This is a genomic window from uncultured Microbacterium sp., from assembly GCF_963528945.1.
GTDB lineage: Bacteria > Actinomycetota > Actinomycetes > Actinomycetales > Microbacteriaceae > Microbacterium.
In genome coordinates this window covers 103,248-129,886 of record NZ_CAURWX010000004.1, presented here as the reverse complement: position 1 = coordinate 129,886, position 26,639 = coordinate 103,248, and the positions used below count along the sequence as shown (strand labels likewise).

At 69.9% G+C, this 26,639-nt stretch carries 28 protein-coding genes; 17 read left to right on the top strand and 11 right to left on the bottom strand.

Features of this window, described 5'->3' with window-relative positions; all coding sequences use genetic code 11:
* Positions 1 to 18 precede the first annotated feature (18 nt).
* Positions 19 to 744, top strand: coding sequence for an ABC transporter ATP-binding protein (locus RWS82_RS13205; RefSeq protein ID WP_314650892.1), 726 nt, complete (start codon positions 19 to 21; stop codon positions 742 to 744).
* Between the two features lie 60 nt (positions 745 to 804).
* On the opposite strand, the gene gndA is transcribed toward RWS82_RS13205, so the two are convergent.
* Entirely contained in the window at positions 805 to 2,259 is a 1,455-nt protein-coding gene (gene gndA / locus RWS82_RS13200) for an NADP-dependent phosphogluconate dehydrogenase (protein WP_314650890.1), read from the bottom strand.
* A gap of 152 nt (positions 2,260 to 2,411) precedes the next feature.
* On the opposite strand from gndA, the gene RWS82_RS13195 reads away from it, so the two are divergent.
* Positions 2,412 to 3,470, top strand: a complete 1,059-nt coding sequence (locus RWS82_RS13195; RefSeq protein ID WP_314650888.1) for a D-2-hydroxyacid dehydrogenase — start codon at positions 2,412 to 2,414, stop codon at positions 3,468 to 3,470.
* An 8-nt stretch (positions 3,471 to 3,478) separates the two neighbouring features.
* The gene (locus RWS82_RS13190) at positions 3,479 to 3,997 is read left to right on the top strand and encodes a gluconokinase (protein WP_314650887.1); all 519 of its coding nucleotides are present in this window, start codon (positions 3,479 to 3,481) and stop codon (positions 3,995 to 3,997) included.
* Here the strand turns inward: RWS82_RS13190 and RWS82_RS13185 are convergent.
* Positions 3,982 to 4,107, bottom strand: a complete 126-nt coding sequence (locus RWS82_RS13185; protein WP_314650885.1) for a hypothetical protein — start codon at positions 4,105 to 4,107, stop codon at positions 3,982 to 3,984. The two genes, RWS82_RS13190 and RWS82_RS13185, sit on opposite strands and share 16 nt — an antisense overlap.
* Positions 4,108 to 4,330: 223 nt before the next feature.
* On the opposite strand from RWS82_RS13185, the gene RWS82_RS13180 reads away from it, so the two are divergent.
* On the top strand, positions 4,331 to 4,939 hold the full coding sequence (locus RWS82_RS13180; RefSeq protein ID WP_314650883.1) for a 50S ribosomal protein L25/general stress protein Ctc: 609 nt from the start codon (positions 4,331 to 4,333) through the stop codon (positions 4,937 to 4,939).
* Positions 4,940 to 5,041: 102 nt separating this feature from the next.
* Complete coding sequence (gene pth / locus RWS82_RS13175) at positions 5,042 to 5,623, top strand: aminoacyl-tRNA hydrolase (protein ID WP_314650881.1); 582 nt, start codon at positions 5,042 to 5,044, stop codon at positions 5,621 to 5,623.
* Positions 5,624 to 5,677: 54 nt separating this feature from the next.
* Here the strand turns inward: pth and RWS82_RS13170 are convergent, their stop codons facing one another.
* Positions 5,678 to 6,361 carry a DUF4190 domain-containing protein gene (locus RWS82_RS13170; RefSeq protein ID WP_314650880.1) on the bottom strand — a complete coding sequence of 228 codons (684 nt, stop codon included), beginning with the start codon at positions 6,359 to 6,361 and terminating at the stop codon, positions 5,678 to 5,680.
* Between the two features lie 25 nt (positions 6,362 to 6,386).
* Complete coding sequence (gene trpS / locus RWS82_RS13165) at positions 6,387 to 7,391, bottom strand: tryptophan--tRNA ligase (protein ID WP_314650878.1); 1,005 nt, start codon at positions 7,389 to 7,391, stop codon at positions 6,387 to 6,389.
* 59 nt (positions 7,392 to 7,450) lie between these two features.
* Here trpS and RWS82_RS13160 point away from each other — a divergent pair, with 59 nt between their 5' ends.
* The 3 genes from RWS82_RS13160 to RWS82_RS13150 are packed head-to-tail and all read left to right on the top strand — an operon-like array spanning position 7,451 to position 9,431.
* The gene (locus tag RWS82_RS13160; protein ID WP_314650876.1) at positions 7,451 to 8,095 is read left to right on the top strand and encodes an SRPBCC family protein; all 645 of its coding nucleotides are present in this window, start codon (positions 7,451 to 7,453) and stop codon (positions 8,093 to 8,095) included.
* Complete coding sequence (locus tag RWS82_RS13155; RefSeq protein ID WP_314650873.1) at positions 8,092 to 8,772, top strand: DUF4166 domain-containing protein; 681 nt, start codon at positions 8,092 to 8,094, stop codon at positions 8,770 to 8,772. The genes RWS82_RS13160 and RWS82_RS13155 overlap by 4 nt, the downstream gene beginning before the upstream one ends.
* The gene (locus RWS82_RS13150) at positions 8,769 to 9,431 is read left to right on the top strand and encodes a DUF4166 domain-containing protein (protein WP_314650871.1); all 663 of its coding nucleotides are present in this window, start codon (positions 8,769 to 8,771) and stop codon (positions 9,429 to 9,431) included. Before RWS82_RS13155 ends, RWS82_RS13150 begins: the two co-directional genes overlap by 4 nt.
* On the opposite strand, the gene RWS82_RS13145 is transcribed toward RWS82_RS13150, so the two are convergent.
* The 6 genes from RWS82_RS13145 to sdhC all read right to left on the bottom strand — a co-directional run bounded on the left by RWS82_RS13145 (position 9,419) and on the right by sdhC (position 15,027).
* Positions 9,419 to 10,258 (bottom strand): exodeoxyribonuclease III, encoded by an 840-nt coding sequence (locus RWS82_RS13145; protein WP_314650869.1) that lies wholly within the window; start codon positions 10,256 to 10,258, stop codon positions 9,419 to 9,421. The genes RWS82_RS13150 and RWS82_RS13145 overlap by 13 nt on opposite strands.
* Before the next feature lie 10 nt (positions 10,259 to 10,268).
* Complete coding sequence (locus tag RWS82_RS13140; RefSeq protein ID WP_314650868.1) at positions 10,269 to 11,420, bottom strand: YihY/virulence factor BrkB family protein; 1,152 nt, start codon at positions 11,418 to 11,420, stop codon at positions 10,269 to 10,271.
* A gap of 112 nt (positions 11,421 to 11,532) precedes the next feature.
* Positions 11,533 to 12,300, bottom strand: a complete 768-nt coding sequence (locus tag RWS82_RS13135) for a succinate dehydrogenase iron-sulfur subunit (RefSeq protein ID WP_314650866.1) — start codon at positions 12,298 to 12,300, stop codon at positions 11,533 to 11,535.
* Between the two features lie 2 nt (positions 12,301 to 12,302).
* Positions 12,303 to 14,129: a succinate dehydrogenase flavoprotein subunit gene (gene sdhA, locus RWS82_RS13130; RefSeq protein WP_314650864.1), complete on the bottom strand. Its 1,827-nt coding sequence runs from the start codon at positions 14,127 to 14,129 to the stop codon at positions 12,303 to 12,305.
* Positions 14,130 to 14,149: 20 nt separating this feature from the next.
* Positions 14,150 to 14,593 (bottom strand): succinate dehydrogenase hydrophobic membrane anchor subunit, encoded by a 444-nt coding sequence (locus RWS82_RS13125; RefSeq protein WP_314650862.1) that lies wholly within the window; start codon positions 14,591 to 14,593, stop codon positions 14,150 to 14,152.
* Positions 14,593 to 15,027, bottom strand: coding sequence for a succinate dehydrogenase, cytochrome b556 subunit (sdhC, locus tag RWS82_RS13120; RefSeq protein WP_314650860.1), 435 nt, complete (start codon positions 15,025 to 15,027; stop codon positions 14,593 to 14,595). Before sdhC ends, RWS82_RS13125 begins: the two co-directional genes overlap by 1 nt.
* 185 nt (positions 15,028 to 15,212) lie before the next feature.
* Here sdhC and RWS82_RS13115 point away from each other — a divergent pair, with 185 nt between their 5' ends.
* From RWS82_RS13115 to RWS82_RS13075, 9 genes are all read left to right on the top strand, one after another.
* Positions 15,213 to 16,328: a mannose-1-phosphate guanylyltransferase gene (locus RWS82_RS13115; RefSeq protein WP_314650858.1), complete on the top strand. Its 1,116-nt coding sequence runs from the start codon at positions 15,213 to 15,215 to the stop codon at positions 16,326 to 16,328.
* A 149-nt stretch (positions 16,329 to 16,477) separates the two neighbouring features.
* The gene (locus RWS82_RS13110; protein WP_314650856.1) at positions 16,478 to 17,599 is read left to right on the top strand and encodes a BMP family ABC transporter substrate-binding protein; all 1,122 of its coding nucleotides are present in this window, start codon (positions 16,478 to 16,480) and stop codon (positions 17,597 to 17,599) included.
* A 141-nt stretch (positions 17,600 to 17,740) separates the two neighbouring features.
* A complete protein-coding gene (locus RWS82_RS13105; RefSeq protein ID WP_314650854.1) occupies positions 17,741 to 19,255 on the top strand; it encodes an ABC transporter ATP-binding protein in 1,515 nt (504 codons plus the stop codon).
* Positions 19,252 to 20,562: an ABC transporter permease gene (locus tag RWS82_RS13100; protein WP_314650852.1), complete on the top strand. Its 1,311-nt coding sequence runs from the start codon at positions 19,252 to 19,254 to the stop codon at positions 20,560 to 20,562. Before RWS82_RS13105 ends, RWS82_RS13100 begins: the two co-directional genes overlap by 4 nt.
* On the top strand, positions 20,562 to 21,845 hold the full coding sequence (locus RWS82_RS13095) for an ABC transporter permease (RefSeq protein WP_400190099.1): 1,284 nt from the start codon (positions 20,562 to 20,564) through the stop codon (positions 21,843 to 21,845). Before RWS82_RS13100 ends, RWS82_RS13095 begins: the two co-directional genes overlap by 1 nt.
* Positions 21,846 to 21,864: 19 nt before the next feature.
* Entirely contained in the window at positions 21,865 to 22,263 is a 399-nt protein-coding gene (locus RWS82_RS13090) for a cytidine deaminase (protein WP_314096271.1), read from the top strand.
* Positions 22,260 to 23,552: a thymidine phosphorylase gene (locus tag RWS82_RS13085; RefSeq protein ID WP_314650848.1), complete on the top strand. Its 1,293-nt coding sequence runs from the start codon at positions 22,260 to 22,262 to the stop codon at positions 23,550 to 23,552. The genes RWS82_RS13090 and RWS82_RS13085 overlap by 4 nt, the downstream gene beginning before the upstream one ends.
* Before the next feature lie 66 nt (positions 23,553 to 23,618).
* Positions 23,619 to 24,734 carry an adenosine deaminase gene (locus RWS82_RS13080; protein ID WP_314650846.1) on the top strand — a complete coding sequence of 372 codons (1,116 nt, stop codon included), beginning with the start codon at positions 23,619 to 23,621 and terminating at the stop codon, positions 24,732 to 24,734.
* Between the two features lie 70 nt (positions 24,735 to 24,804).
* A complete protein-coding gene (locus RWS82_RS13075) occupies positions 24,805 to 25,848 on the top strand; it encodes a polysaccharide deacetylase family protein (protein ID WP_314650843.1) in 1,044 nt (347 codons plus the stop codon).
* A 12-nt stretch (positions 25,849 to 25,860) separates the two neighbouring features.
* Here the strand turns inward: RWS82_RS13075 and RWS82_RS13070 are convergent, their stop codons facing one another.
* Entirely contained in the window at positions 25,861 to 26,610 is a 750-nt protein-coding gene (locus RWS82_RS13070; RefSeq protein WP_314650841.1) for an alpha/beta hydrolase, read from the bottom strand.
* Positions 26,611 to 26,639 lie beyond the last annotated feature (29 nt).

The following is a 26,639-nucleotide window of genomic DNA, read 5'->3' as shown; positions in this document are numbered from 1 at the left end:
AGACCAGGAGCCCACCTCATGAGCATGACCCACACCTCGACGATCGACGGTTCGACGGATGCCCCGACGCCGTTGTACCGCGCCACCGGCGTCACCCGCACCTACCGCCGGAAGGGGCGGGAGGTGACGGCGCTGCGCGGCGTCGACCTCGAGATCGGGGCCGGCGAGTTCGTCACGATCCAGGGCCCGACGGGCGGGGGGAAGTCGACCCTGCTGCAACTCCTCGGCGCCCTCGATCGCCCCACCGCGGGATCGCTCACGATCGGAGGCACGGAACTCGCCTCGGCATCCGCGCGCGAGCTCGAGCGTCTCCGGGCCGAGGAGATCGGCTTCGTCTTCCAGGCGTTCAACCTCATCCCCACCCTCACGGCCGCCGAGAACGTCGATATGGCGCTGGAGCCCTCGTCGCCCGCCCGGGCGGAGCGCCGCGCTCGCGTGGCCGAGGCTCTCGCGCACGTCGGCTTGAGCGACCGCGGCGAGCACCTGCCGTCCGAGCTCTCGGGTGGTCAGCAGCAGCGCGTGGCGATCGCCCGTGCTCTCGTGAAGCGGCCACGCGTGCTGCTCGCCGACGAGCCGACCGGGAACCTCGACGAGAGCATGCGCGACGAGGTGCTCGACCTGCTCCAGTCCCTGTGCGCGGAGGGCCTCACGATGATCGTCGTGACGCACGACTCCGCCGTCGCGCGTCGTGCGACGCGGCGGCTCCGTCTCACGCAGGGGGTCGTGCAGGACATCACGCATTAGGAGCGGATGCACGGAGGGCCCCGGCGTGCGCCGGGGCCCTCCGTGATGCTCACACCGAGGTCAGTGCGTGTCTTCGGCCTCGATCTCGGTGCGGTCGCCCGACCAGAGGGTGTGGAACGTCCCCTCCTTGTCGATGCGCTTGTAGGTGTGCGCTCCGAAGAAGTCGCGCTGCCCCTGCACGAGAGCCGCCGGGAGGCGGTCGGCGCGGATGCCGTCGTAGTACGACAGCGACGACGAGAAGGCGGGGGCGGGGATGCCGGCGGTGGCGGCTGCGATGACGACGCGGCGCCACGCGGACTGCCCGCGCGTGAGGGCCTCGGCGAAGTACGGGGCCGTCATGAGCACCGGCAGGTCGGGGGTCTCGGCGTATGCGTCGGCGATGCGGTTGAGGAACTGGGCGCGGATGATGCATCCGCCGCGCCAGATCTTCGAGATCGCGCCGAGGTCGATGTTCCAGCCGTACTCGGCCGCACCCGCGCGGATCTCGTCGAAGCCCTGGCTGTACGCGACGATCTTCGAGGCGTACAGGGCGAGCCGCACGTCTTCGATGAACGCCTCGACGTCGCCGTCGGCGACCGTGAACTCCTCGTCGGGGCCGGGGAGCGATCCGGCGACGGCGCGCTGCTCGGGGTGGCTCGACAGCGAACGGGCGAAGGTCGCCTCGGCGATGCCCGAGACGGGCACGCCCAGCGAGAGAGCGGTCTGCACGGTCCACGCGCCGGTGCCCTTGGCGCCGGCCTGATCGACGATCACGTCGACCAGCGGCTGACCCGTCGCGGCGTCGACCTGACGCAGCACCTCGGCGGTGATCTCGATGAGGTACGACTCGAGTTCACCGCGGTTCCACTCGGCGAAGATGTCGGCGATCTCGGCGGGCGACTTGCCGGTCCCGCGGCGGATGAGGTCGTAGGCCTCGGCGATGAGCTGCATGTCGGCGTACTCGATGCCGTTGTGCACCATCTTCACGAAGTGACCGGCGCCGTCGTGGCCGACGTGCGTCACGCACGGCTCGCCCTCGGCGACCGCGGCGATCGACTTGAGGATCGGGCCGAGGGTCACCCACGACTCGTCCGAGCCGCCGGGCATGATCGAGGGGCCGGTGAGGGCGCCCTCCTCCCCACCGGAGATGCCCGCGCCGACGAAGTTCACGCCCGTCTCGCGCACAGCCTTCTCGCGGCGGATCGTGTCGGGGAAGTAGGCGTTGCCGCCGTCGACGATGATGTCGCCCGGCTCGAACACCTCGAGCAGCGAGTCGATGACGGCGTCGGTGGGACGGCCGGCCTTCACCATGATGATCGCGGTGCGCGGCTTCTGCAGGCTGTCGGCGAACTCCTGGTACGTCGACGCCGCGACGAAACCGGCTTCCGGATGCTCGTCGAGCAGCGTCTGGGTCTTCTCGTAGCTGCGGTTGAAGATCGCCACCGTGTTGCCCTCGCGGCTGGCGAGGTTGCGGGCGAGGTTCGACCCCATGACGGCGAGTCCGACGACTCCGATATTCGCTGATGCTGCGGGCACAGAAGGCTCCTCGATCGTGAAGAAGGGTTGCCCTCAGGGTATCGCTGTCGCGGGACGGTCGCGCGCGTGTGTCATGTCCCGTGTCGGTGCAGGGAGGGATGCCGCGGCAGGGGCCTCTACGCTGGGAGGACGGCGACTCGAGGAGGAACAGCGTGGCGGACAGCGGCAGCAGGCTCAGGGCGGTCGTGGCGGTTCCCCTTCCCGAGGAGCTGTGCCGGCTCATCGAGGAGATCGAGCCCCGGGTCGAGGTCGTCCGCGATCACACGCTGGAGCATCCGGCGCGATGGCCGGCCGACTGGTCGGGCGACCCGTCGCACACCCGCACCCCGGCAGAACAGTCGGCGTACGAGCGGATGGTCGATTCCGCCGACGTGCTGTTCGGCATCCCCGATGTGGATGCCGACGCGCTCGCCCGCACCGTGCGCGCCAACCCGCGGCTGCGGTGGGTCATGACGACCGCGGCCGGCGGAGGATCGACGGTGAAGGCCGCCGGCCTCGATCGCGGCGAGCTCGACCGCGTCGCCTTCACCACGAGCGCCGGCGTGCACGGCGGACCGCTCGCCGAGTTCGCGGTGTTCGCCGTGCTGGCGGGCGCGAAGGGCCTTCCCCGTCTGCTCGACGACCAGCGCACCCGCACCTGGCCCGACCGGTGGCGGATGCGGCAGCTCGACGAGCTGACCGTGCTGGTCGTGGGACTCGGCGGGATCGGAACGGAGTGCGCTCGTCGGTTCCATGCGCTGGGCGCGACCGTGTGGGGCACCACGCGCTCCGGCGACCCGGTCGACGGCGTCGACCGCCTCGTGCCGATCGACGACCTCGCCAACGTCGTGGCCGAGGTCGATGCCATCGTCGTCACGCTTCCCGGCACGGCGCAGACCGAGCATCTGATCGGCGCCGAGGTGCTCACCGCGGTGCGGCCCGGCGTCATCGTCACCAACGTCGGGCGCGGATCCGTCATCGACGAGGCCGCGCTCCTCGACGCGCTCGATGACGGCCGCGTCTCGTTCGCCGGTCTCGACGTGTTCGAACAGGAGCCGCTCGCCGACGACTCCCCGCTGTGGACGCACCCGCGCGTGCTCGTCAGCCCGCACACCGCCGCCATCGACGCCCGCGAGGAGGAGCGCATCGCGCGCCGCTTCGCCGAGAACGCCGGCCGCCTGATCGACGGACGTCCGCTGCAGGCGGTCGTCGACACCGTCGAGTTCTACTGAGGCCCTGCATGCACACCGTGCGCATCGTCGTGATGGGGCCGAGCGGCTGCGGCAAGTCGACGGTCGGCCGCGCTCTGGCCGAGCGAATCGGAGCGACCTTCGTCGACGCCGACGACCTGCATCCGCTCACCAACGTCGAGAAGATGGCCGCCGGAATCCCGCTCGACGACGCGGATCGGATGCCCTGGCTCGGTGTCGTCGGCACGACTCTCGCCGCTCATGGCCGCATCGTCGTGGCGTGCTCCGCGCTGCGGAAGGCCTATCGCGACGCGATCCGGGCCGAGGCGCCGGACACGTTCTTCGCCGAGCTGCGCGTCGACCGCGACGAGCTGGAGCGGCGGATGCGCCGGCGGCCCGGCCACTTCATGCCGGCGGCACTGCTCGATTCACAGCTCGAGACGCTCGAACCGGTGGAGCCCGACGAATGGGGAGCGCGTGTGGCTCCCGGCGATGTGGTCGCGCAGGTGACGGCGATCGAGGATGCCGTCGGCGCCGGGGTGCGCGGGAGCGATCAGTCCTTGCGGTAGCCCGAGCGCCCGAGCGAGAACAGGGCCGCGAAGCTCGCGACGCCGGCGCACACGGTCATCGCGCCGATGACCCAGAGGATGATGTGCGAGAAGAGGGCGCCGTCGAGCATGGAGGTCTCCGAGATCTGCGAGAGGGAACGGTGTCCTCAGCCTACCGGGTCATCCGGTACCATTGACCGAGTACCTCGGCGAGGGACGCTTTCGCGCGTGCGCGGGCATCCGTTATCGACGCGGCGAAGCGAGTCCCGGTGGCTCTTTTCCCGTGTCCCTCTCGAGAACACGAACCACAGACCACCGCGCGGCGCTTCGCTGCGTGCCCCGAAGGAGAACCTCATGTCTGAAGACACCAAGGTCCACGCCGAGCTGCGCGACAGCTTCGGCAAGGGCTTCGCCCGCCGTCTGCGCGCCGCCGGCAAGATCCCCGCCGTCATCTACGGCCACGGCACCGAGCCCGTGCACGTCGCTCTGCCGGGCCACCAGGTCTCGCTGATCATCCGTCGTGCCAACGCGCTGCTCGAGCTCGACATCGAGGGCACCGAGCAGCTCGCGCTCGTCAAGGACGTGCAGAAGGACCCGGTGCACCAGATCATCGAGCACATCGACCTGCTCGTCGTGAAGAAGGGCGAGAAGGTCACGATCGACGTTCCCGTCGTCGTCACCGGTGAGTCGGCCGCCGGCACCATCGCGAACCTCGACGCGACCACGCTGTCGCTCGAGGTCGAGGCGACCCACATCCCCGAGAACGTCGAGGTCTCGGTCGAGGGACTTGAGGACGGCGCGCACGTCACCGCCGCCGACGTCACCCTCCCGAAGGGCGCCTCGCTGCTGACCGAGGGCGACGTGCTCGTCGTCGCGATCTCGATCCCGGCCCTCGAGGTCGAGGACGACGCCGAGGCAGCAGAGGGCGACGAGCCCGCCGCCGAGGAGACCGCCGCGGAGTGATCTCCGCCCGCCGTACGACAGAGGGGACGCGATCGGATCGCGTCCCCTCTGTCGTACCCTGACCCGCACACCGCCCGCGAGGCGGAACGAGAGGACGACGGCATGACTTCCACCTGGCTCGTGGTCGGACTCGGCAACCCCGGTCCGCGGTACGAGGCGACCCGCCACAACATCGGTCAGATGGTCGTCGACGAGCTGGCGGCGCGGCGCGGCGAGTCGTTCCGCGAGCACAAGGGCGGCGCCCGCGTCGTCGAGACCTGGTTGCGGCCCGGTGCCGACAAGGTCGTGCTGGCGAAGCCGAACACGTTCATGAACGTCTCGGGTACTCCGGTGGCCGCGCTGGCGCGGTTCTACTCGGTGCCGCCGGAGCGCATCATCGTCGTGCACGACGAGCTCGACATCCCGTTCGACTCGCTCAAGCTCAAGACCGGGGGAGGGCACGGCGGCCACAACGGGGTGCGCGACGTCGCGCGCGCCCTCACGACGCCCGACTTCCCGCGGGTGCGGGTGGGCATCGGCCGACCGGTCGGTCGCCAGGATCCGGCCGATTGGGTGCTCGCGCCGTTCGGAAAGGACGAGCGCGCGAATCTGCCGATCCTCGTGTCGGATGCCGCGGACGCCGTCGAGCAGGTGATCGGCGAGGGCCTGCTCGCCGCACAGCAGAAGCACCACGCCCCGCGCTGACGCGCGGAACCGGTCGACGAGCGTGCCTCACGGCCGCCCGGGGACGGGTGGGTGTCAGCCGTAGTACGAGGCTGCTCCGGCACCCGCGCCGACGCCGAGGCCGATGCCCAGCAGCAGGAAGAACAGCACCGGGCCGATCACCGCGATGACGAGTCCGGCGATGCCCTGACCACGCCCGCGCTTGCGCACGATCGCGAGGATGCCGAGCACGATCGCCGTCACGCCCAGGATCGTGCCGGTCCAGAAGCCGATCTCGGCCCACAGCACCTGGTCGCGGGCCGGGGAGAGGAAGGCGAGCGAGCTGACGGAGCTCTCGCCGCTCAGCTCCATGATTGCCTCGGGCACGCGCCGCCCGATCTCGTAGCCCATGATGGCGGCGACGATCGGAGTAACGACGGTCGCGACGAGGCCCAGGACGAGCGATAGCAGGCCGAAGAGCTTCGACGGGCGACCGGAGGCGTCGGGCGTGCGGTAGTCGCCGGTCGGCGCGGCGTAGCCGCCCACCGGCACCTGATACGCACCGGGCGGGGTGGCGTACTGCTGCTGCGGCGCCGGCGCGTAGCTCGGAGCCTGCGGCGCGGGCGCGTACCCCGGGGCCTGCGGAGCGGACGGGGAGGATGCCGGCGGCTGCGGCGGCGCGACGAAGCCGGGTGCCAGCGGCACCGGCGGCACGGCCGGAGGAGCGGGCGGGGCCGGGGGCACGACGCCGTGCGGCGCCGGGAACTGAGGATCGGTCACGAGGCCATCCTAGGGGCGGGCGTCGTCAGACGCGGCGGAGCAGACCCACGCGGTCGTAGACGCGGCTCAGGGTCTCGTCGGCGACGGCATCCGCGCGTCCGGCGTTCTCGGCGAGGATGCGGTCGAGCTCGGCCGGGTCGTCGAGCAGCTCGAGAGCGCGGTCGCGCACGGGCTGGAACTCCGACACCACGACCTCGGCGAGACCCTTCTTGAAGTCGCCGTACCCGCGGCCGGCGTACTCGTCTTCGATCGAGGCGACCTGGCGGCCGGTGAGCGCCGCGTAGATCGTGAGCAGGTTCGAGACGCCGGGCTTGTTCTCACGGTCGAAGCGCACGGCGCCCTCGTTGTCGGTCACGGCGCGCATGATCTTCTTCGCCGACTTCGCGGGGTCGTCGAGCATCCACAGCACACCGGCGTCGCTCTCGGCCGACTTCGACATCTTCGACGTCGGGTTCTGCAGGTCGTAGATGCGGGCGGTGTCCTTCTGGATCACCGGCATCGGGACCGTGAACGTCTCGCCGAAGCGGGAATTGAACCGCTCGGCGAGGTCGCGCGTGAGCTCGACGTGCTGCTTCTGGTCGTCGCCGACCGGCACCACGTCGGTCTGGTAGAGCAGGATGTCGGCGGCCATGAGTACGGGGTAGGTGAAGAGCCCGACGCTCGTGGCGTCCTGGCCCTGGCGCGCCGACTTGTCCTTGAACTGGGTCATGCGGCTGGCCTCGCCGAAACCGGTGATCGTGCTCAGGATCCAGGCGAGCTCGGCGTGCGCCCGCACGTGCGACTGCACGTAGAGAGTCGACTGCGACGGTTCGATGCCGGCGGCGATGTACTGGGCGGCCGTGCGGCGCGTCTTCTCGCGCAGCACCTCCGGGTCCTGCGCCACCGTGATCGCGTGCAGGTCGACGACCGAGAAGAACGCGTCGTACGACGACTGCAGGTCTCGCCACTGGAGGAGCGCCCCGATGTAGTTGCCGATCTGGAGGGAGTCGGCGGAGGGCTGCATTCCGGAGTAGAGGCGAGGCTTGGTCACCCTGCAATCCTATGCCGCGTGCGCCCCCGCTCCCGCCCGCTCGTCCCTACGCTGGCGGGATGGGGGAGAAGGCAGGCGCATCTCGACGCGACAGGGCGCTGTACGTCGAGATCCTGATCGACGCGCCCCTCGACCGCGTATGGGAGCTGACGCAGACGCCGCAGGAGCACGTGCGATGGGATGCGCGGTTCACCGCGATCCGCCCGACCCGCATCCGTGACGACGGCGCGCAGGAGTTCGTCTACGAGCTCGACCTCGGGGTGCACACCATCCGCGGCACGGGCGTTTCGCTCGGGGAACGGCGGTCCGCCGGCGGGGAGCGCACCTCGGCGCTGCTCTTCGACACGTCCGACCGACTGTCGCCGCTCGGGAAGGGCCGTGGCTACTGGAGGTACGTGCCCACCCCTGATGGCGTGCGCTTCCTCACCGGTTACGACTACGCGCCGGGGTGGGGTCCGATCGGCCGCGTGCTCGATCGCTGGATCACCCGGCGCGTGGTCTGGTGGATGACGGCATGGAGCTTCGACCGTCTGCGGATGTGGGCCGAGAGCGGCATCGAGCCGGAACGCACGACGTGGTGGCGCAGCCTGCTGCCCGGACGCCCGCGGGCACGGGCGCGCCGATGCCTCTCGCGTCCTCCGCAGCGCGGCCCGCGACGGATCATGGAAGACGCCCCCGCATCGCTGGAGAGGATCGATCGATGAGCGACGGAGTGTTCGTGCGTGCCCTCGGCACCGACTTCGAGCGGTTGCACCCGCAGATGCAGCGCCGGTTCGGCGTCGGGCTCACGGCGGGCTACGGATGCGTCGGGCGCGGCGTGATGACCGAGGTGCGACGGGGACCGTGGTGGACGCGCCCGTTCCTCCTCCTCGGGGCGATGCGCAACATCCTCCTGTCGGAGCACGGACGCGGCATCCCGTTCCAGATCGACAATCACGTGTATCTCGACGGCTTCGGCCGCGAGACGGTGACCTTCGTGCGCACCATGACCACGCGCCCGGGCCGGAGGCGCCGGTTCGACGCGACCATGATCTACAGCGAGGCGCGCGGACGCGTCGTCGACTACCTCGGTACCCACCAGCATCTCGCCGTCGATCTCGACCTCGCCGTCACCGAGAACGGCGGCCTGCGCCTCACCTCCGGCGAGCAGAGGTTCTACGAGGGGCCGGTCGCGTTCCGATTCCCGATGATCTTCAGTGGCCGCGCCCACCTCGTCGAGCACTTCGACGACGAGAAGGACTGCTTCGTGATCGACCTCGAGGTGCACAACGACCTGCTGGGCTTCCTGTTCGGCTACCGGGGCGAGTTCCGCTGCGCGTACGTGCCGACGGACGCGGTCCCCGAGACCGTCAAGCCCTATCGGGAGGAGGTGCGCGAATGATCGGACAGGGAGAGGTGTTCCTCCGAGCCCTGGGTGACCGGGTCGACGCGCTGCACCCCGAGCTGCGGGCGCAGATGCGCGCCGAGGGCGCGGAGGCTCGGGCGGAGGGGGTGTTCGCGGTCGCGGGCAGCCGTTTCGGTCGCCTCACCGCGCTCGCCCGCCCGTTCGTCGGGCGGCGCATGCTCGTGACCCGTCACGGACGGGACGTGCCGTTCACCCTGACCACGCGATCGGCGACCGATGCACTCGGCCGCGCGACGCTCGACAGCGAGCGGGCGTTCCGCTTCCCCTCGGGCACGCAGTTCATCTCGGACCGGCTCACGGTGAGCGTGCACGCCGGCCTCGTGCGGAATCTGCTCGGCGCCCGCGGTCGCGTCGAGCTGATCGAGGAGTGCAGCGTCACCGACGAGGGGTTCCTGCGCATGCGCACGCGGAGGATCGCGTTGCGCATCGGCGGGCGACGGATCGCCCTGCGCGGCATCCTCGGCATCCACGTCGATCTCGTGGACGGGTGGGACACCGAGAACGCTCGTCGCACGATCGACATGCGCGCCGTGAACCCGCTGGTCGGCACCGTGCTGGAGTACCGCGGTTGGTACCGTCACGTCTCGGCCGAGTCCGACACGACGGCGGGGGAGCCGGACTCTCAGAAGGAGTAGTCGACGACCACCGGGGCGTGGTCGCTCCACCGCTGGTCGTAGGCGGCCGCACGGGCGACGTGGTAATCGACCACGCGGTCGGCGAGCGCGGGGCTCGCGAGGTGGTAGTCGATGCGCCACCCGGAGTCGTTGTCGAACGCCTGGCCGCGCATCGACCACCAGGTGTACGGCCCCTCGACCTCGCCGTGGAAGCGACGTCCGACGTCGACCCAGCCGAGCCCGGTGCCCACCGAGCCGTCGACCCCGGTGACCTCCGTGCCCGCCTCGCCGAGGAACCGGTCGAAGTAGGCGCGCTCGCGGGGGAGGAAGCCCGCCTTCTTGCGATTGCCGCGCCAGTTCTTGATGTCGAGCTCGCGGTGCCCGACGTTCAGGTCGCCCGTGACGAGGGCGAAGGCACCGTCGGCCGCGAGTTCGCCGAGCCGGGGCCCGAACGCGTCGAGGAAGCGGTACTTCTCGTCTTGCTTGGGGGTGTCGGCCTCACCGGAGTGCACGTAGGCGCTCACCACCGTGAGCGGACGGTCGCCGAGCAGGAAGTCGGCCTCGATCCACCGACCCTTGGCGTCGAAGTCGTCGGGGCCGAACGCGGTGCGCGCGGCCAGCGCCGGCACGCGGCTCGCGATGGCGACGCCCGCGCGCCCCTTCGCCGTGGCCTCGTCGTGCACGATCGACCAGCCGGGAAGCGCGGCCTCGAGGTGCTCGTCCTGACCGCGGACCTCCTGCAGGGTGAGGATGTCGACGCCGGCATCGTCGAGCCAGCCGCTCATGCCGTTGCGGGCGGCGGCACGGATGCCGTTGACATTGACGGAGGCGACACGCAGGTGGGGCATGTCCTCCAGCCTACGGTCGGGGTCGGACATTCCCCGCCGTGACGCCGTCGTCCTCGGCATCCGCCCTGGCCTCGGCCAGCGCGGCCTGCGCGGACCGCAGCTCGCGCTCCGCTCCGAGGCGCCGATACCAGGGCGCGTGATCCGCGGCCTCGTGCGCTTCCCGCAGCCGCACCCGTGCAGCGACCAGGAGCGCCTGCTGCTCGGCGCGGCGCGCGGTCTCGGCGTCGACGTTCTCGAGAGGCTGATCGTGGTCCTCCGCCGCCACGGCGATCCACGAGGCGGCCATCAGCATCACGATCGCGAGCCAGCGGCACCAGAGCAGCAGCCCGATGATCACCGTGAACGAAGCGAGCAGGGGGTTGCTCGGCACGTGCGAGAGCAGCAGGCCGGCCCCCAGCTGCAGCACCGTCATGGCGCCCCCGCCGAGCAGGGCGCCCGGCACGATGAACCTCCACCGCAGCTGCGTGCCGGTGAGGAACCGCACGAGCATCGCCAAAGCCGCCGCGTCGAGCGCGAACGCGACGGCCACCGACGCGATCTGCGCCCCGAACGAGAAGACCCACGAGTCGGTGCTCCATGCGAACAGCGCGAACACCTGCTCCAGCGCCCAGGCGCTGAGCGAGATGAGCACGGCGCCCACGAGCATCGCGCCGCCGAAGACCACCGCCGCGAAGGCATCCCTCGCCTTCAGCAGCCAATAGGCGCGCGCATCGAACGGCAGCCCGAAGAGGTCGCGCACCGCGCGCCGCGTGAAGGTCACCGCGCTCACCGCGGTCCACAGCGCGATGCCGACCGCGATCGCACCGGTCACGCCCAGCACGCCGGTCGCGTTCTGGGCGATCTGCGTGACGTCTCCGACGGTGAACAGTCCATCCGGCCCGATCAGGCCGGGGATGTAGGTGTTGGCGAGTCGCACGAGCGCCTCGACCGCCGTGTCGCTGCCCCCGAGCCACAGGCCGGCGCTCGCGAACCCCACGTACAGCAGCGCGAACAGGGCGAACAGCACGTAGTAGCTCATGCCCGCCGACAGCAGGAACCCGTTGCTGAACGCGAAGTTGCGCCAGACGCGCACCGGGAACGCGGCGAGGGTGCGGTCCTTCAGTTCCGTCACGCGCTCGATCGGCGCCTCGAGGCGCTCACGGAGGGGACGGGAGCCGGACACGCCTCTCACACTATCCGCCGGCATCCGACCGACGGAAAGCGGGTCGCCCGGAAACGCGAACAGGCGGCCTCCGAGGAGAGCCGCCTGTTCGCGTGACGATGCCGGATGCCGGTCAGGGGCGTCCGCGCAGCACGGCCTGCTTGACCTCGGCGATGGCCTTGGTGACCTCGATGCCGCGGGGGCACGCCTCGGAGCAGTTGAAGGTGGTGCGGCAGCGCCACACACCCTCCTTGTCGTTGAGGATGTCGAGGCGCACGGCGGCGTTGTCGTCGCGCGAGTCGAAGATGAAGCGGTGCGCGTTGACGATCGCTGCGGGGCCGAAGTACTGCCCGTCGGTCCAGAACACGGGGCACGACGAGGTGCACGCAGCGCACAGGATGCACTTCGTGGTGTCGTCGAAGATCTCGCGGTCGGCGATCGACTGTGTGCGCTCCTTGCCCTTCTCGGGCACCGAGTTGGCGACGAGGAACGGCTGCACCTCGCGGTACGACGCGAAGAACGGCTCCATGTCGACGATGAGGTCCTTCTCGAGCGGCAGACCCTTGATCGCCTCGACGTAGATCGGCTTCGAGATGTCGAGGTCCTTGATCAGCGTCTTGCAGGCGAGTCGGTTGCGGCCGTTGATCCGCATCGCGTCCGATCCGCAGATGCCGTGGGCGCACGACCGGCGGAAGCTGAGCGAGCCGTCGACCTCCCACTTGATCTTGTGCAGCGCATCGAGCACGCGATCGGTGGAGTAGAGCTCCACGTCGTAGTCGACCCAGTGCGGCTCGGCGTCGACCTCGGGGTCGAACCGGCGGATGTTGAAGGTGACGATGAAGGATTGGATGCCGGTGTCCTCCGCGGCCGCTGCGGGGGCCTCGGCAACTGCGTTCGACATGCTCAGTACTTCCTCTCCATGGGCGGGTAGTTGTACTCGCCCTTCTCGTTCTTGGTGAAGACGACGGGCTTCCAGCCGAGCTCGATGTGGTCGCTCGGGTCGGAGGAGTGCGGGTCGCCCGTGAGATACGCCATGGTGTGCTTCATGTAGTTCTCGTCGTCGCGCTTCGGGAAGTCGTCGCGCATGTGGCCGCCGCGGCTCTCCTCGCGGTTCTGCGCGGCGTAGACGACGACCTCGGCGATGTCGAGCAGGAAGCCCAGCTCGACGGCCTCGAGCAGGTCGGTGTTGAACCGCTGGCCCTTGTCGTCGACGTGGATGTTCTTGTACCGCTCGCGCAGCTCGGCGATGACGCCCAGCACGTGCTGCAGGGAGTCGTGCGTGCGGAACACCTGCGCGCCCTTGTCCATCTCGTCTTGCAGCGTCTTGCGCAGCACGGCGATACGCTCGGTGCCCTGGTTGTTGCGCAGGCCCTCGAGCATGTCCGACACGAAGGCGGCGGGGTTCTCGGGCAGGGGTACGAAGTCGGCCGTCTGCACGTACTTCACCGCGTTGCGGCCGCTGCGCTTGCCGAAGACGTTGATGTCGAGCAGCGAGTTGGTGCCCAGGCGGTTGGCGCCGTGCACCGACACGCACGCGCACTCGCCGGCGGCGTACAGGCCCGGCACGACGGTGTCGTTGTCGGCGAGCACCTCGCCGTCGTTGTTGGTGGGGATGCCGCCCATGGCGTAGTGGGCCGTGGGCATGACCGGCACCGGCTCGACGACCGGGTCGACACCGAGGTAGGTGCGGGCGAACTCGGTGATGTCGGGCAGCTTGGTCTCGAGCACCTCGGCGCCCAGGTGGGTGCAGTCGAGCAGCACGTAGTCCTTGTGGGGACCCGCGCCGCGGCCCTCTGCCACCTCCTGCACCATGCAGCGCGCGACGATGTCGCGGGGAGCGAGGTCCTTGATGGTGGGGGCGTAGCGCTCCATGAAGCGCTCGCCCGACGCGTTGCGCAGGATCGCGCCCTCGCCGCGGGCACCTTCGGTGAGGAGGATGCCGAGGCCGGCGAGGCCGGTCGGGTGGAACTGGAAGAACTCGAGGTCCTCGAGGGGGAGTCCCTTGCGCCACACGATGCCCACGCCGTCGCCCGTGAGGGTGTGCGCGTTCGAGGTGGTCTTGAAGATCTTGCCGAAGCCGCCGGTCGCGAAGATGACGGCCTTCGACTGGAAGACGTGCAGCTCGCCCGTGGCCAGGTCGTACGCGACGACGCCGGCGACTTGGGTCTTGCCCGCGTCGTCCTTCACCGTGATGAGGTCGAGCACGTAGAACTCGTTGAAGAAGTTGATGCCGAGCTTGACGCAGTTCTGGAACAGCGTCTGCAGGATCATGTGGCCCGTGCGGTCGGCCGCGTAGCAGGCCCGACGGACCGGCGACTTGCCGTGCTCGGCCGTGTGCCCGCCGAAGCGGCGCTGGTCGATCTTGCCCTCGGGGGTGCGGTTGAACGGCAGGCCCATGTTCTCGAGGTCGATGACCGCGTCGATGGCCTCCTTGGCGAGGATCTCCGCCGCGTCCTGGTCGACGAGGTAGTCGCCGCCCTTGACGGTGTCGAAGGTGTGCCACTCCCAGGAGTCCTCTTCGACGTTCGCGAGCGCCGCCGCCATGCCGCCCTGGGCCGCTCCGGTGTGGGAGCGGGTGGGGTACAGCTTCGAGATCACCGCGGTGCGCGCGCCGGGGCCCGCCTCGATGGCGGCCCGCATGCCGGCGCCGCCGGCGCCCACGATCACGATGTCGAACTGGTGGTAGTGCACGCCGTCACGGACGACGGAATCCTGCGTATCGGTAGTCACTTCTCGTATGCCTTCTTCTCTCAGTTGCCCAGCGACTGGCACTGCTCCCAGAGCGTGCTCGACTCCGTCACTCCGAGGCACGGGTCGAACGTGAAGACGACCAGCGTGCCGAGGAGGATGAGGAGGCCGGCCGCGAGGCCGAGCGCCCAGACGAGCGCCTTGCGCGCGGTGGCGTTCGTGACGTAGTCGTTCACGATCGTGCGCATGCCGTTGGAGCCGTGGATCAGCGCGAGCCACAGCATGATGACGTCCCACCACTGCCAGAACGGGGTGGCGAACTTCCCGGCGATGAAGGCGAAGTCCAAGGCGTGGATGCCCTCGCCGACCATCAGGTTGATGAAGAGGTGGCCGAAGATCAGCACGACGAGCACGACGCCCGACACGCGCATGAAGACCCAGCCCCACTTCTCGAGGTTGACGCCGCGGCGGCGGCGGTCCGGGGCGGCGATGGTCTGAGCGGTCATCAGTGTCCTCCTCCGAAGCCGGCGAAGGCCAGCATCAGGTGGCGCGGCACGAAGCCGGCCATGATGACGACCCAGACGGCGAGCACGCCCCAGAAGAGCTGGCGCTGGTAGCGAGCGCCCTTCGACCAGAAGTCGACCGCGATGATGCGCAGGCCGTTCATGGCGTGGAAGACGATGCCCGCGACGAGGACGACCTCGCCGATCGCCATGACGGGGTTCTTGTACGTGCCGATGACGGCGTCGTACGCCTCGGGGGAGACCCTGATCAGTGCCGTGTCGAGCACGTGCACCAACAGGAAGAAGAAGATGGCGACTCCGGTGATGCGGTGAAGCACCCACGACCACATGCCTTCGCGTCCCCGGTAGAGGGTGCCGCGGGGGGTCTTGGACGTGGTTTCCGAAATCGACGGTGTCAAGCGAGCGCTCGTGGACACGGTCGTCCTCCCTGGATCGATGTGCGTCGGTCGCATGCCGCCAGGCACGCCCGATCGACCTCCATCCTATTCCCGTCCGAGAGGGGGAGGCGACGAAGGGGACCCTAACCGTCGCGCGCCACGACGCGCCTTGAGCGGTTCTTGAGCGACCGCGTCGGGGAGGGGGTCGCGACTACGCTGGCGGGATGACGGAACCGATCGACGACTTCTACGCCGTGATCCCCGCGGGCGGCATCGGCAGCCGGCTCTGGCCGCTCTCCCGGGCCGATGCGCCGAAGTTCCTCCACGACCTCACCGGGTCCGGCCACTCGCTGCTGCGTGACACGTGGGATCGCCTGCTGCCGCTCGCGGGCGCCGACCGCATCGCGGTGGTGACGGGCCGCGCGCACCGCGCCGCGGTCGAGGAGCAGCTGCCGGGCATCGCCGACCTCAACGTCTTCCTCGAGTCGGAGCCGCGCGAGTCGGCCGCGGCGATCGGACTGGCGGCGGCGATCCTGCACCGACGCGACCCCGACGTGATCATCGGCTCGTTCAGCGCCGACCACGTCATCCGCGGCACGCGCGTGTTCGAGTTCGCGGTGCGCGACGCCGTGGAGGTCGCCCGCGAGGGGTACATCTGCACGATCGGCATCTCGCCGACCGAGCCGGCGGTCGGCTTCGGCTACATCAAGATGGGCCCGGAGCTGGTGGTCGAGGGGGCTCGCGAGGCCGCGCTGGTCGAGAGCTTCGTCGAGAAGCCCGACCTCGAGACGGCGAAGCAGTACATCGCCGATCGTGCCTACCTCTGGAACGCGGGCATGTTCATCGCGAAGGCGAGCGTGCTCCTCGACGAGCTCGCGGCCAACGAACCCGAGCTGCATGCGGGCCTGCTGGAGCTGGCCGAGGCGTGGGACGACCGCGAGCGCCGCGGACCGGCCGTCGACCGCATCTGGCCCCGCCTCAAGAAGATCGCCATCGACTACGCCGTCGCCGAGCCCGCCGCCCGGCGGGGGCGTCTCGCGGTCGTGCCCGGGCACTTCGACTGGGACGACGTGGGCGACTTCGCCTCCCTCACGAAGCTCATCACCAACGGCCGCAAGAACGACCTGGCCGTGCTCGGTCCGCGGGCGCGGGTGCTGTCGGATGCCGCGAGCGGAATTCTCGTCAGTCAGACCTCGCGGGTCATCAGTCTCGTTGGCGTGCAGGACATCGTGGTCGTCGACACCCCCGATGCGCTCCTCGTGACGACGGTCGAGAATGCGCAACGGGTGAAGGGCGTCGTGGAGTCGCTCAAACTCACGGGACGGGGCGATGTGCTCTGATGCGCAGCACCCGCTGCTCATCCGCTGTCCAGGTTTCAGCTTTGTAAAGATTCGCCTGCGGCAGGGTCGCCGGTATACGGAATCGCTGAAACAGTAGGTAACTTTGATCGACCCGCGAGGGACGCGGTTCCGTTCAGGGAGGCACTGAGTTGACCATCTCCACCACCAAGAAGCTTCTCGGCGCGACCGTCGCCGCGGGCGTCGTCTTCGCTCTGGCCGGCTGCGGCCAGGCACCCGCCGAATCGGGCGGCGACGGCGGCGAGGCAGCATCCGACTTCCTGCCCTGCCTCATCTCCGACGCAGGCGGCTGGAACGACAAGTCGTTCAACCAGTCGGCCAAGGAGGGCATGGACCGCGCCGCGGACAGCCTCGGTGTGAAGCCGCTCGAGTTCGAGTCGGCCAACGACAACGACTACGCGCCGAACCTCGAGACCGCGGTCTCGGAGGGCTGCTCGCTCATCGTCTCGGTCGGCTTCAAGCTCTCGGCCGCGACCGTCGAGTCGGCTCTCGCGAACCCCGAGATCGACTACGCGATCATCGACGACTGGGCCGACAACGACTTCGACGGCGAGGTCGACGCGCCCAACATCAAGCCCCTCGTCTTCGACACGGCCCAGGCCGCCTACCTCGGCGGATACGCCGCGGCCGGCTGGTCGGCGCAGAGCGGTGTGAACAAGGTCGGCACCTTCGGCGGCATGCAGATCCCGTCGGTCGCCGTGTTCATGGACGGCTTCGCCCTCGGCGTAGACAAGTACAACGAGGACAAGTCGGCCGCGGTCGAGCTGTTCGGCTGGGACGTCGCCTCGCAGAAGGGCTCGTTCACGGGCGGCTTCGACGCGAACGACACCGCCAAGCAGACCGCCCAGGGCGTGCTCGACCAGGGTGTCGACGTGATCCTCCCCGTCGGCGGTCCGATCTACCAGAGCGCCGCTGCGGCGATCTCGGACAGCGGCAAGGACACGCTGATGGTCGGCGTCGACAGCGACCTCGCCGTCGCCGACGAGTCGGTCGCCGACGTCACGCTCTTCTCGATCATGAAGGCGATCGACGTCGCCGTCGAGGACGCGACGATGGCCGCCTCCGAGGGCGAGTTCGACCCGGCCCCGTACGTCGGCACGCTCGACAACGAGGGCGTCAAGCTCTCCGGTTTCGGCAGCTTCGAGGGCGACCTGCCCGAGGGCCTGATGGACGAGATCATGGCTCTGCAGGAGCAGATCATCGCGGGCGACATCACGGTCGAGTCCCCGAACTCGCCGAGCGCACAGCAGTAACTCCGTTCCACGCACGGGGCGAGTGGCAGCACGACCGCCACTCGCCCCGTCGCATGGACGGGCACCAGCGACTTCCGTCGCGGGCACGATGACGTGCGCCGCGCACGACCACCCTCGAATACCTCTGGATAGGGTTCAGATATGAAGCTCGAACTCCGCGGCATCACCAAGCGATTCGGCACCCTCGTCGCGAACGACCACATCGACCTCGTCGTCGAGCCCGGGCAGATCCACGCGCTGCTCGGCGAGAACGGCGCCGGCAAGTCGACGCTCATGAACGTGCTCTACGGCCTGTATCAGGCCGACGAGGGCGAGATCCTGCTGGACGACGTCGTCCAGCGCTTCCGCGGACCGGGCGACGCTATGGCCGCCGGCATCGGCATGGTGCATCAGCACTTCATGCTCGTGCCCGTGTTCACGGTCGCCGAGAACGTCATGCTCGGTCACGAGCAGACCAAGGGCGCAGGCACCCTCGACATCGCGAAGGCCCGCGAGCATGTGCGCGCCGTCGCCGCCCGCTTCGGCTTCGACATCGACCCCGACGCCATCGTCGGCGACCTGCCGGTCGGTGTGCAGCAGCGCGTCGAGATCATCAAGGCGCTCTCGCGCGACGCGAAGGTTCTCGTCTTCGACGAGCCGACCGCCGTGCTCACGCCGCAGGAGACCGACGAGCTCATGGGCATCATGCGCCAGCTGCGCGAAGAGGGCACGGCGATCGTCTTCATCACGCACAAGCTGCGCGAGGTGCGCGAGGTCGCCGACACGATCACGATCGTGCGCCTCGGCCGCATCGTCGGCGAGGCGTCGCCCACGGCGAGCAACTCCGAGCTCGCGTCGCTCATGGTCGGCCGCGCGGTCGAGTTGACGGTGCAGAAGGATGCTCCGCGCCTCGGCGACGGCGGACTCGAGGTCGCCGGACTGCGCGTGCTCACCCCATCGGGGGCGATCGTGGTCGACGGCGTCGACTTCACCGTGCGGCCGGGCGAGGTGCTCGCCATCGCCGGCGTGCAGGGCAACGGCCAGACCGAGCTCGTCGAGGCCATCGTCGGACTGGCGGCGCGGGTCGAGGGGTCCATCCGCCTCGACGGCACGGAGCTCGTGGGTCGGAGCGTGCGAGCGATCCTCGACGCCGGCGTGGGCTTCGTCCCGGAGGACCGCAACGAGGACGGTCTGGTCGGCGGGTTCTCCGTCGCCGAGAACCTCATCCTCGACCGGTCGACCGACGAGGCGTTCAGCCGCGGGGGCACCCTGCGGCGCGCCGCTCTCGAGGAGTTCGCGAAGGAGCGGATCGCCGAGTACGACATCCGCACGCAGGGCCCGCACACGCCGGCCGGCACGCTGTCGGGCGGAAACCAGCAGAAGGTCGTTATCGCACGCGAGATGAGCCGCGAGCTGCGCCTCCTCGTCGCCGCCCAGCCCACGCGCGGCGTTGACGTGGGCTCGATCGAGTTCATCCACAAGCGCATCATCGAGACGCGCGATGCGGGCATCCCCGTCGTCGTCGTCTCCACCGAGCTCGACGAGGTCGCAGCTCTGGCCGACCGCATCGCGGTCATGTACCGAGGAACCATCGTCGGCATCGTGCCCGGCGACACCCCGCGCGAGACGCTCGGGCTCATGATGGCGGGCGCCGCCGAGGGAGAGGTGGCCGCATGAGCGGGACGACACCGGGAGCGGAAGACGCGACGACGGGCCTGCCGGCGGAGCAGCTTCCCCGTGCGACGGGCCCCCTGACGACCGACGTGCCGCCGCCGCCGCGCGGGAACGTCATCCTCAAGGAGATCCTGCGGGGGAGCGCGGTGTCGACGGTGCTCGCGATCCTCCTCGCCCTCGTCGTCGGTGGCATCCTCATCGCCTCGACGAACGAAGCTGTGCAGAAGGCCTCCGGCTACTTCTTCGCCCGCCCCGGCGACACCCTCGTCGCCGCCTGGAACGCCGTCTACAACGGGTACGAGGCGCTCTTCCGCGGCGCCATCTTCAACGCCCGCGGCGCGGACTTCGCGGCGCAGATCCGTCCGCTCACGAACACGCTGGGCTTCGCCGCCCCGCTGATCGCCGCCGGACTCGGTGTCGCGCTGGCGTTCCGCGTCGGTCTGTTCAACATCGGCGCCCGCGGCCAGATGCTCTTCGGCGTCGGCATCGCCGGCCTGCTGACCTTCGGTCTGGACCTGCCGATGTGGCTCCACATCCCGGTGACCCTCATCGCGGGCATCGCGGGTGGAGCGCTCTGGGGAGCCATCGCCGGTCTCATCAAGGCCCGCACCGGCGCGCACGAGGTGATCCTCACGATCATGCTCAACTACGTCGCGTACTACCTGCTGCTGTGGATGATCCGCACGCCCGGCCTGCTGCAGAAGCCCGGGACGAACCAGGCCCTCGGCTCCGCGACCCCCGAGACGGCGCAGTTCCCCGAACTGCTCGGTCCGAAGTTCCCGCTGCTCGACCTCGGCTTCGTGATCGTGATCGTCGCGACGCTCTTCGTGTGGTGGCTGATCGAGCGCTCGTCGCTCGGTCTGCGCATGCGCGCGGTGGGGGAGAACCCCCACGCCGCCCGTGCCGCGGGCATCAGCGTGCCGCGGGTCTACGTCTACGCCATGCTTTTCGCGGGCGGCCTCGCCGGCCTCGCGGGCATGAACCAGCTGCAGGGCGCCGTGACCACCGGCATCACCGAGACGATCGACGCCGGCATCGGCTTCGACGCGATCACCGTCGCGCTGCTCGGCCGCAGCCGGGCATGGGGCACCTTCGCCGCCGGCATCCTGTTCGGCGCGCTCAAGGCCGGCTCGTTCTCGATGCAGGCGCAGGACATCCCCGTCGACATCGTGCTCGTCGTGCAGTCGCTCGTCGTGCTGTTCATCGCGGCCCCGCCGCTGCTGCGCGCCGTGTTCTTCCTCCCCAAGTCCGAGGCCGAGAAGGCCGCCAAGGCGAGAGCCAAGGCCGCGAAGAAGGCGGTGGCCGCATGATGTCGCTCGTCCAGACCGAAGCAGCCGACGGCACGGTGCAGCTCGCCACCGTGCGCGAGCGGCACCTCAAGGCACCGATCGTGCTGGCCGCGGCCACCGTGCTGCTGGCCCTGCTCGTGCTGCTCGTCCCGCGATCGGGCACCAGCACCTTCCGCCTCGGCGACTCGTCGCAGTCGTTCGAGCTCCCCGACATCGCTCTGCCCACGGCGGCCACGATCTGGGTGACCATCGGCATCCTGGTGGTGCTCGTCGCGATCGCGTTCTTCCGTGCGTGGACGTACCGCTCGTCGTCGCTGTGGCTCATCGGCGGGTTCGGCGGTCTCGCGGTCTTCGCGTTCCTCGTCTGGGCGGGCGCCGGCGGCCTCGTTCCGGTCACCAGCCTGCTGTTCGGAGCGGTGTCGCTGTCGGTCCCGCTCGTCTTCGGCGCCCTCGGCGGCGTGATCGGCGAGCGCGCGGGCGTCGTCAACGTGGCGATCGAAGGGCAGCTGCTGCTCGGCGCCTTCTCGGCCGCGGTGCTGTCGAGCATCACGGGCAACCCGTTCATCGGCCTCATCGGCGCGGTGATCGGCGGCGTGCTGGTGTCGAGCGTGCTCGCCGCGTTCGCCATCAAGTACCTCGTCGAGCAGGTCATCGTCGGTGTCGTGCTCAACGTGCTCGTCAGCGGTCTGACCGGCTTCCTCTACGGCGCGCTCCTCGCACCGAACGAGGCGCAGCTCAACACCCCCGAGCGCTTCTCGCGGATCGAGATCCCGCTGCTCAGCGACATCCCGATCCTCGGCCCCGTGCTGTTCAACCAGACGTTCATCGTCTACCTCATGTTCGTCACCGTCGCGGTGGTCGCCTGGGGCCTGTACCGCACGAAGTGGGGTCTGCGTCTGCGCGCCGTCGGCGAGCATCCGCAGGCGGCGGACACCGTGGGCATCAAGGTCAACGCGACCCGGTTCTGGAACGTGCTGCTCGCGGGTGCGATCGCGGGCATCGGCGGTGCGTACTTCACGCTCGTCTCGGTGCCGCAGTTCGGCAAGGACATGACGGCGGGTCTCGGCTTCATCGCCCTCGCCGCCGTGATCTTCGGCCGCTGGGACCCGATCCGCGCGACGCTTGCCGCCCTGCTCTTCGGATTCGCGACGAACCTGCAGAACCTGCTGTCGATCCTGAAGACGCCCATCCCCGGCGAGTTCATGCTGATGCTGCCGTACATCGTGACGCTGCTCGCGGTGGCCGGGTTCGCCGGTCAGATCCGCGGCCCGGCGGCCAGCGGCAAGCCCTACGTCAAGTCCTGACCCGAGGAGTCCGAATCACATGACCGACATCGACTGGGACGAGCTGCGCCAGGTCGCCACCTCCGCCATGGAGCGCGCGTACGCGCCGTACTCGCGCTATCGCGTGGGGGCGGCGGCGCTCGTCGGCGACGGACGCATCGTCGCCGGATGCAACGTCGAGAACGCCTCTTACGGGGTGACGCTCTGCGCCGAGTGCGCCCTCGTGGGCGACCTGCACATGTCGGGCGGCGGACAGCTCGTCGCCTTCGTGTGCGTGAACAACGACGGGCAGACGATCATGCCGTGCGGTCGCTGCCGCCAGCTGCTGTTCGAGCACGCGATGCCCGGCATGCTGCTGGAGACGGTCTCCGGCATCCGCACGATCGACGAGGTGCTGCCCGACGCGTTCGGGCCGCGCGACCTGGAGGACGCCCGATGAGCATCGAACCCTACGACGCGGTCGACGTCATCCGCGCCAAGCGCGACGGGGGAGTCGTCCCCGAGCCGGCGCTGCGCTGGATGGTCGACGCCTACACCCGCGGGTACGTCTCCGACGCGCAGATGGCCTCGTTCGCGATGGCCGTGTTCCAGCGCGGCATGGAGCGCGACGAGATCCGCGTGCTCACCGACGCGATGATCGCGTCCGGGGAGCGGATGAGCTTCGCCGCCCTCGGTAAGAAGACGGTCGACAAGCACTCCACCGGGGGCGTCGGCGACAAGATCACCCTGCCGCTCGCGCCGCTGGTCGCCGTCTTCGGCGTCGCCGTGCCGCAGCTCAGCGGCCGCGGCCTCGGACACACCGGAGGCACGCTCGACAAGCTCGAGTCGATCCCCGGGTGGCGCGCTGCGCTGAGCAACGACGAGATGTTCGCGCAGATGCAGAGCGACGTCGGCGCGGTGATCTGCGCGGCGGGCTCGGGTCTCGCGCCCGCCGACAAGAAGCTGTACGCGCTGCGCGACGTCACCGGCACGGTCGAGGCGATCCCGCTGATCGCCTCGAGCATCATGTCGAAGAAGATCGCCGAGGGCACCGACGCTCTCGTGCTCGACGTGAAGTTCGGGTCTGGCGCGTTCATGCAGGACATCGACCGCGCCCGGGAGCTGGCCCGCACCATGGTGGCGCTGGGTACCGACTCCGGGGTCGCCACGACGGCGCTGCTCACCGACATGAACGTGCCGCTCGGCCGCGCCATCGGCAACGCCAACGAGGTCAGGGAGTCGGTCGAGATCCTCGCCGGCGGCGGCCCCGCCGACGTGCGGGAGCTCACGGTGGCGCTCGCCCGGGAGATGCTGGCCCTGGCCGGCCAGCCGGATGCCGATGTCGAGGCCGCGCTGGACGACGGTCGCGCGATGGACCAGTGGAAAGCGATGATCCGCGCGCAGGACGGCGACCCGGACGCCGAGCTGCCGACGGCACGGGAGACGCACGTCGTCACCGCCCCGGCCGACGGCGTCGTCTCGCGTCTGGAGGCGCTGCCGTTCGGCATTGCGGCGTGGCGCCTCGGCGCCGGTCGCGCCCGCGCCGAAGACCCCGTGGTGTTCGAGGCCGGCATCGATCTGCACGCCAAGCCCGGCGACCGGGTCGCGAAGGGGCAGCCGCTGTTCACCCTGTCCGCCGCCGACGACGCCCGGTTCGCCCGGGCGCTGGACGCACTCGACGGCGCCTGGGAGATCGGCGACGAGGCGCCGGCGCGCGGATTGATCGTGCGCGAGCGCATCACGGCCTGACACCCTCTGGCACTACCCTGGTCGGGGGCGATTCCCGCCCCCGACTCTTCACGACTGGAGGATCCCATGGCGATCGATGCGAACGGCGACATCAAGGTCGACGGTGTCTCGCTGCGGAGCCTGCCGAAGGTGTCGCTGCACGACCACCTCGACGGTGCGGTGCGCCCGGCGACGATCGTCGAGCTGGCGGATGCTGCGGGCATCGCTCTCCCGCAGGCGGACGCGCGCTCCCTCACCCGATGGATCGCGAAGCAGAGTGATTCGGGGTCGCTGGTCGAGTACCTCCAGACGTTCGACGTCACCATCGGCGTCATGCAGACCCGGGAGGCGCTGACCCGCGTCGCACGGGAGTTCGTGCTCGATCTCGCCCACGACGGTGTGATCTACGGCGAGGTCCGTTGGGCTCCCGAGCAGCACCTCGCCGGAGGCCTCACCCTGGAGCAGGCCGTGGAGGCCGTGCAGCAGGGCATCGAGGAGGGCGAGGACGCCGCCGACGCGAAGGGACGCAGCATCCGCGTGGGGCAGCTGCTCTCGGCGATGCGCCAGCACGACCGCGCCCGGGAGATCGCCGAACTCGCCGTCGACTTCCGCGGTCGTGGCGTCGTCGGCTTCGACACGGCCGGCCCCGAGGCGGGCTTCCCCGCGTCGAAGGATCGAGCGGCGTTCGACTTCCTCGCCGAGAACTTCTTCCCCGTGACGGTGCACGCCGGCGAGGCGGCGGGGCTCGACTCCATCCGCTCGGCTCTCATCGACGGCCGCGCCCTGCGTCTCGGGCACGGTGTGCGGATCGCGGAGGACCTCGACGTCGTCACCCGCGAGGGCGACGAGGTGCAGGTGCAGTTCGGCGACCTGGCCCGCTGGGTGCGCGACCGGGAGATCCCGCTCGAGCTCTCGCCGTCGTCGAACCTGCAGACGGGCGCGATCGCCGCATGGGGCACCGAGCTCGCCGACCACCCGTTCGACCTGCTCTACCAGCTCGGCTTCGCCGTGACGGTCAACGTCGACAACCGCACCATGAGCGGCACCTCTCTCACGCGCGAGCTCGCGCTCCTCGTCGAGGCGTTCGAGTACGACCTCGACGATCTCGAGACCTTCCAGTTCAACGCGGCTTCGGCCGCCTTCCTGCCGGTCGAGGAACGGGAGGAACTCGTCGAGATGATCGGCGAGGGCTTCGACGCCTGACATGGGTGCTCGGGGGAAGCGTCCGGGGGGACGCCGTCGCGGCCTGTGGATTGCGACGACGCTGGCGGCGGTGACGGTGCTCGGGGCGGGCGCCGTGGCGTGGGCTGCGACATCGACGCCGACGGAGCCGACGCCGCGGGCCGCGGACGACGCCCTCGTGCATCCGCTCACGCCCGCTCAGCAGCTCGTCGCGGATTCCGGCGACCCGAACGGGTGCGCCGTGTCGTTCGAGGGAGAGGGGATCGCGCTCGACATGCAGGTGCAGTCGCAGGGCGCCCTGTTCCGATCCCTCCCCATCCCCGCTCAGGACGGGCGGGTCTTCGCGGGCTGGTACCCGACGGCGGAGGCGGCGGCGGCCATGGATGCGTCGGCACGGGTGAACGGTGCCGACGCCGTGACCTGCGTCGATGACGAACTGCGGCTCTTCGGCGCCTGGACCACTCCGGAGGCGAACGCCGCCGCCGACGTGCAGGTGCCGATCCTGATGTACCACCAGTTCACGGCCAAGCCGGAGGGCGAGTCGGGGTGGCTGCGCGGCAACTACGCGTACATCGGCGACTTCGAGGCGCACATGGAGCACATCGCGTCCACCGGCTTCTACCTGCCCACGTGGGACGAGCTCAGCGCCTTCATCGACGGTCGTCTCGCCCTCCCCGAGCGCAGCGTGATCGTCACCGACGACGATGCCGACCAGTCGTGGTTCGACCTGGCGGTGCCGGTCGTCGACCGTCTTCATGTGCTGTCGACGTCCTTCATGATCACCGCATACCGGCAGGACGCGGCGCCCTCGCCGTACGTGCAGCGGCGGTCGCACACGAACGACATGCATCGTCCGGGGGCGAACGGCGACGGGATGCTCGTGAACGCGACGCCCGACGAGATCGCGGCCGACCTCACCGCGTCGGCGCAGGTGCTCGGCGTCGCGGAGGTCGTGGCGTATCCGTTCGGGCACTACAACGACACCACGAAGCAGGGCGTCGCGCAGGCGGGATTCGAGATGGGGCGCACGATCGAGCCGGGCACCGTCGAGATCGGCACCGACAAGCTCGCGCTGCCCGTGGTCCGCATCGACTACGGCATGGGCCTCGACGCGCTCATCGCCCGCATCGGCTGAGCGGGCGCGACGTCATCGGGGCGCGATCGCCTCGAGGAACGGACCGAGCCGCTCGGTGACGACGCGGTGCATCTCGTCGTCGGAGATCTCCGGGGTGCCGTCGCCGTCCTGCGGTCCGTAGTCGCCGAAGGAGGCGTGCGCCGCTCCCTCGATCTCCACGAGGTCGGCGTCGTCGGGAAGATTGCCACGGGCGTCGGCGACCTTGGCGGGGGTCGAGAGTCCGTCCTCGCTGCCGGCCAGGCTGAGCACGGCGAGGTCGTCGCCGGAGAGGTCGTTCGCGCAGTACGAGCCGAACAGTACGAGGGCGTCGGCATCCGTCGCGAGCTGGCACGCCCGGACGCCGCCGAGGGAGTGGCCACCGACGGCCCAGACGTCGATGTCCGGGGCGGCCGCGGTGAACGCGTCGAGAGGGCGGAGGTCGAAGAAGGCGAGGTTCAGCCAGGGGCGGGTGATCACGACCGTGACCCCGTCTTCGGCGACGCCCTGCAGCACCGCGGCGTACGCCCAGGGGTCGACCTTCGCGCCCGGCACGAACACCAGTCCGACGTCGGATCCGCCCGTCGCCGGCGCGAGCACGATGCCCTCCGGGGTGTCGTCGACCGTGATCGCGGCGTTCCCGCGCACGTCGGCGAGCGGCTCCCTCTCGGCGGGCATGACACCGATCTGACTCCAGGCGACGATGCCGCCGGCCGCGACGACGAGGACGATCGGGATGCTCCAGAGCGTCCACCGGAGGACGCGACGGCCACGCTTCTTCTGCACCTCTCCACGGTACGCGCGGGAGGCAGGGA